The sequence below is a fragment of the Streptococcus sp. WM07 genome (assembly GCF_004570525.1).
Lineage (GTDB): Bacteria > Bacillota > Bacilli > Lactobacillales > Streptococcaceae > Streptococcus.
The window spans coordinates 1-4,091 of record NZ_SPPZ01000085.1; the positions used below are offsets into that span (position 1 = coordinate 1).

Below are 4,091 nucleotides of genomic sequence, written 5' to 3' on the forward strand. Positions count from 1 at the left end.
CTAGCATTTTGTCAAAAGTTCTTCTCTCAACACCAACTAGGCGTTTAAAGCGTAAATCGGAAAGTTTTTTACTGGATTCATAATTCATGCTTCTATTTTATCATATCCTTGTTTCGCAGGAAGTCTATTTTTTCCATCAGTGGAAAGCCAGCATTAAAAGCCACTTCTGGCAGACTAGCATAGGCAAACATATCCACCGCATCCTCAACTTTGCGTTCCCTAAGATAGAGACGTTCAGTCTCTAAATCCGGCAATTGATTACGGACGAATTCACCAAGTATCTTCATCAGTACTCCTCTTTCTGAATAAGTTCGATTTTAATACCATCAGGATCTAAACAGTAGAGTCGCTTTGAATCCTGACCACCTGCATAAGGATATCGATCTTCATATAGGAAGGAGACTCCCAATCCTAAGAGAGATTGATGCCATTCTTCCAGAGGCCCATCAATCCAAAAAGCCAGATGATTCAAGCCGATTCTTGTTCGATGATACCCCTTTTGTAAAAAATAGTCAGGGGCTTGGACAAATACCAAGTAAGTCCCTGCCTTCAAAAAGGAGAAGCCCTCTTCCCAGTCTTGATAAATCTCATAGCCCAAATTCCCTAAGAGGAATTCATAGAATCTGCGAGAAGCCGCTAAATCAGAAACATAAATTTCGATATGATTTAACAAGACATCACCTCTTTCGGAAGACAACTCCGTTTTCTTTTAGTTGCCGAACCGTTACAGGTCCAATTCCACGAAGAGCCAAAACTTCCTTCTCTGTCTTTTTTGCAAAATCTTTAAAACTTCGAAGTCCCGCATCGAATAGAATTCGTTTCTTATCAAACTGAAGTCCTTCATAGGACGGCTCCGACAACAGATGCAAAAGATCTTTGTGAGCATTCTGAGGCAATAGGTCTAATAAAACATCTATGTCACTCTCCTGAGTTCCACTGCCTCTCCTATCTTGAGACTTTTTGGGTTGCCTCTCTTCAAATTCCAGATACATTTCTGTCAATTGATTGATAAGAACTTCCTTATCAGCTAAAAATAAGGCTAGAGGATTGAGAACATAGGCTAATGAATTTTCACTTTCTCCTTCAGTCCCTTCCGGATCATAGTGGATAACATTCATAAACCAATGAGGATTCCCCAAAGACGATGCGAATACAGGGTCTTCTCTAACTAAATCATCGAACAACGCATGAGCACTTTCTGAATTCCCCATCATTAAACTAGCAATCACACTATAGAGATTTAGTCCAGCATCAAAAACATTTTTCGATAATTTTTTCATATACATCTCTATTACAGATTCCGGTTGATAGGTTGAACAATAGACACTCGCAATTAAATAAGGCAAATAAGCTGGAGCCCCCTTTTCAAAGCTATATTCTTCCAGGAAGTGTATCACTTCTAGTGCCAAATTAAGCAAGCCTTCCTCGAAGTAGACTGTCAGCACAAAGGTCAAGGCATCTAAATACTGACTTGTTATGGGATGATTCCAAGATGGAATTCCAACTTCGTCTAGTTTCTGTATAATCATATCCGTAAAAAGCTTGTATGATTCAACAGTCTGATAGGTAAATTGCTCACGACTATCCAATAAATAGTACCATTGTGCATCAAAATTATTGACATGTTTATTGGCTAGTTCTTCCAAAGCACGAAGTCTCTCTGGGCCCTCTTTCAGTTGAAGAGCATGCAGAAGGGCAATGCCAACTTCAGCTGTCTCCAACTCATCCTTATTCGCTCCAACTTCCTGCATGTTTTCCAGTAAGTCATCAAAAATACTGAGATTCAAATTTTCGACATCAAATCCTTTAATATCCTTAAAATTCAAAACGTCGTCATCTATAATAAAATCAGAGTCATCAAACAAATCAATGGAATGATTTACCGATAGTTCTGTGTCTAGAAATTTCTTTTCCTCTTTGTATTCTCGGCGCATCTGCTTCAATACTTTTTTATTATTTTTCTTTTTCCCCATAAGGCGCCCCCTTGTAACGACAAAGAAGTCCCTGTCATCTATATGACAGGGACGAATGTTTCTCCGCGGTACCACCCATTTTCGGGCTTCGCCCGCAACTTTAGCTATCTCTCAAAAAGCATTTAGCAACCCATCTCAGCTCCTTCTACGGATTTCTCAACCCCACCGCTCTCTGTAAGAAGGCTTTCCTAAGATTCCTCTAAACAGTCTCATTCTACCATAGAAAAGAATCTAAGGCAAGAAGATTTGGTTTATTGCTCGATAAATGCTACAAGTTCTGCAATACTTTTGATGTTTTCATCATCATTAATTTCAACATCAAATTCATCTTCAATTGCAGTAATCACTTGGAATAAATCCAAAGAATCAACATCTAAATCATCAAAACTAGATTCCAATGTAATCTGATCTGGATTTACCTCTAGTTCCTCCACAATAATCGCCTGAATTTTTTCAAATGTAGACATAGGCTACCTCTTTTCATCTATTATTGCAAAAGTATACCACAACAATCTTTAAACCGCAAAAGTTTACAGTACTTCCAATAACGGAATAATTTGTCCTAGATGATCAATGGTTCGACTTGCTCGGCTTTGATCTAAGCCAAATCGGTAATCTCGAATAGCCCAGACCTCTGCTCCCGCACGAGCTCCTGCACGGATCCCCTTTTCACTATCCTCAATAATTAAGGTTTGCTTTGGATCAACCTGCAAGGCTTTACAAGCTGCTTGATAAATCTCTGGATTCGGCTTTGATTCCTGAAACTCTTCCCCAGACAATACTACATCAAAATACGAACGAATTTCCAATTCCTCTAGAGCACGGTCAATATCTTTTTTTACTGAACTAGAAGCTAGACCAAGAGGATAGCCCTTCTCTTTTAGCCCTTGCAAAACAGCATGCACTTGAGGAAAAACTAAATCACTATATGGTAAGGGGTTTTTCTTCTTATGCGCCAAATAGCCGGCCTGTAAACGAGGTACATCAAAGTCGTCATAAGACTCACCTAGAATATTTTCCCACACTTGTTTCATATTCCCACCAATAAAATAAGCAGGCGGTAAATGATCAATCGAAATCCCTTGGTCTGCTAAGTAAGTCTCACGACGCTCATAATAGAAACGCTCCGTGTCGAACAAGACTCCATCCATATCAAAAATAATAGCCTGATAAGACATATACATCCCTCTCTATGAAATAAATAATGAAAAGAACATGAAAGTTCACACATATTATCCTACCATCATAAAAGACCAGTCGCAATATCAGTAAACAATGAAACCGTATTAATTCCAGAACTCCTCCATAAATCTCCCTATTTCAAACTTTCGTCCTCACTTCACTATTGGACTTGGTTTGGGAAACATATAGGCCGTCTGAGTAGAGACTGCCTATACCCGAGTCTTAAAATAAAAATACGAGGACAAGCAGAAAAACATCTAAACAGAATACAATCAAATCTCCTAAGGGAAGACAGGATCTTGTTGCGAAGTTCCTTCGCTTTATTCCCATACTCATCCACTCAATTCCTGAGTGGATGAGCGAGCGACACCTTTGTCTCAAACAACTTAGAAACAGGAGGCAAATCTTCTTATTTCAGTCTCTGCTTTAAACTTCGCTATTGGACTTGATTTGGGAAACACAAAAAAAGATGACATTTCTGTCATCTTGTCTAGTCGGGAAGACAGGATTTTGTTGCGAAGTTCCTTCGCTTTATTCCCATGCACATCCACTCAATTCCTGAGTGGATGTGCGAGCGACACCTTGGTCCCAAACAACTTAGAAACAGGAGTCAAATCTTCTTATTTCGGTCTCTGCTTTAAACTTCGCTATTGGACTTGGTTTGGGAGACACAAAAAAGATGACATTTCTGTCACCTTGTCTAGTCGGGAAGACAGGATTCGAACCTGCGACACCTTGGTCCCAAACCAAGTACTCTACCAAGCTGAGCTACTTCCCGTAGATATAATTTAGGTCTTTACTTCGTATTGTAAATTCCTATTTCTATAACATGCACCCTAGAGGAGTCGAACCTCTAACCGCCTGATTCGTAGTCAGGTACTCTATCCAGTTGAGCTAAGGGTGCTCATTTGCCGAGGACCGGAATCGAACCGGTAC

At 39.7% G+C, this 4,091-nt stretch carries 4 protein-coding genes, 2 tRNA genes and 2 pseudogenes; all 8 read right to left on the minus strand.

Annotation, left to right across the window (positions count from 1 at the left end; translation table 11 throughout):
- A pseudogene (locus E4T71_RS08200) lies at positions 1 to 88 on the minus strand (IS5/IS1182 family transposase); the annotation flags it as partial.
- 34 nt (positions 89 to 122) lie between these two features.
- Positions 123 to 290, minus strand: a pseudogene (locus tag E4T71_RS08205) (GNAT family N-acetyltransferase); the annotation flags it as partial.
- Positions 287 to 673 (minus strand): VOC family protein, encoded by a 387-nt coding sequence (locus E4T71_RS08210; protein ID WP_135038831.1) that lies wholly within the window; start codon positions 671 to 673, stop codon positions 287 to 289. The pseudogene E4T71_RS08205 and the gene E4T71_RS08210, both read right to left, overlap by 4 nt.
- 4 nt (positions 674 to 677) lie before the next feature.
- Positions 678 to 1,973: a hypothetical protein gene (locus E4T71_RS08215; protein ID WP_135038833.1), complete on the minus strand. Its 1,296-nt coding sequence runs from the start codon at positions 1,971 to 1,973 to the stop codon at positions 678 to 680.
- A gap of 251 nt (positions 1,974 to 2,224) precedes the next feature.
- Positions 2,225 to 2,440 (minus strand): acyl carrier protein, encoded by a 216-nt coding sequence (locus E4T71_RS08220; protein ID WP_135038835.1) that lies wholly within the window; start codon positions 2,438 to 2,440, stop codon positions 2,225 to 2,227.
- A gap of 63 nt (positions 2,441 to 2,503) precedes the next feature.
- The gene (locus E4T71_RS08225) at positions 2,504 to 3,151 is read right to left on the minus strand and encodes an HAD family phosphatase (protein ID WP_135038837.1); all 648 of its coding nucleotides are present in this window, start codon (positions 3,149 to 3,151) and stop codon (positions 2,504 to 2,506) included.
- A 708-nt stretch (positions 3,152 to 3,859) separates the two neighbouring features.
- Positions 3,860 to 3,933 (minus strand) — tRNA-Pro (locus E4T71_RS08230).
- Positions 3,934 to 3,985: 52 nt separating this feature from the next.
- Positions 3,986 to 4,059 (minus strand) — tRNA-Arg (locus E4T71_RS08235).
- Between the last annotated feature and the right edge of the window lie 32 nt (positions 4,060 to 4,091).

Excerpts from the sequence above, each read along its gene's own strand:
- E4T71_RS08220 (WP_135038835.1), bottom strand. The coding sequence starts at position 2,440 with ATGTCTACATTTGAAAAAATTCAGGCGATTATTGTGGAGGAACTAGAG.
- E4T71_RS08215 (WP_135038833.1), bottom strand. The coding sequence starts at position 1,973 with ATGGGGAAAAAGAAAAATAATAAAAAAGTATTGAAGCAGATGCGCCGA.
- E4T71_RS08225 (WP_135038837.1), bottom strand. The coding sequence starts at position 3,151 with ATGTCTTATCAGGCTATTATTTTTGATATGGATGGAGTCTTGTTCGAC.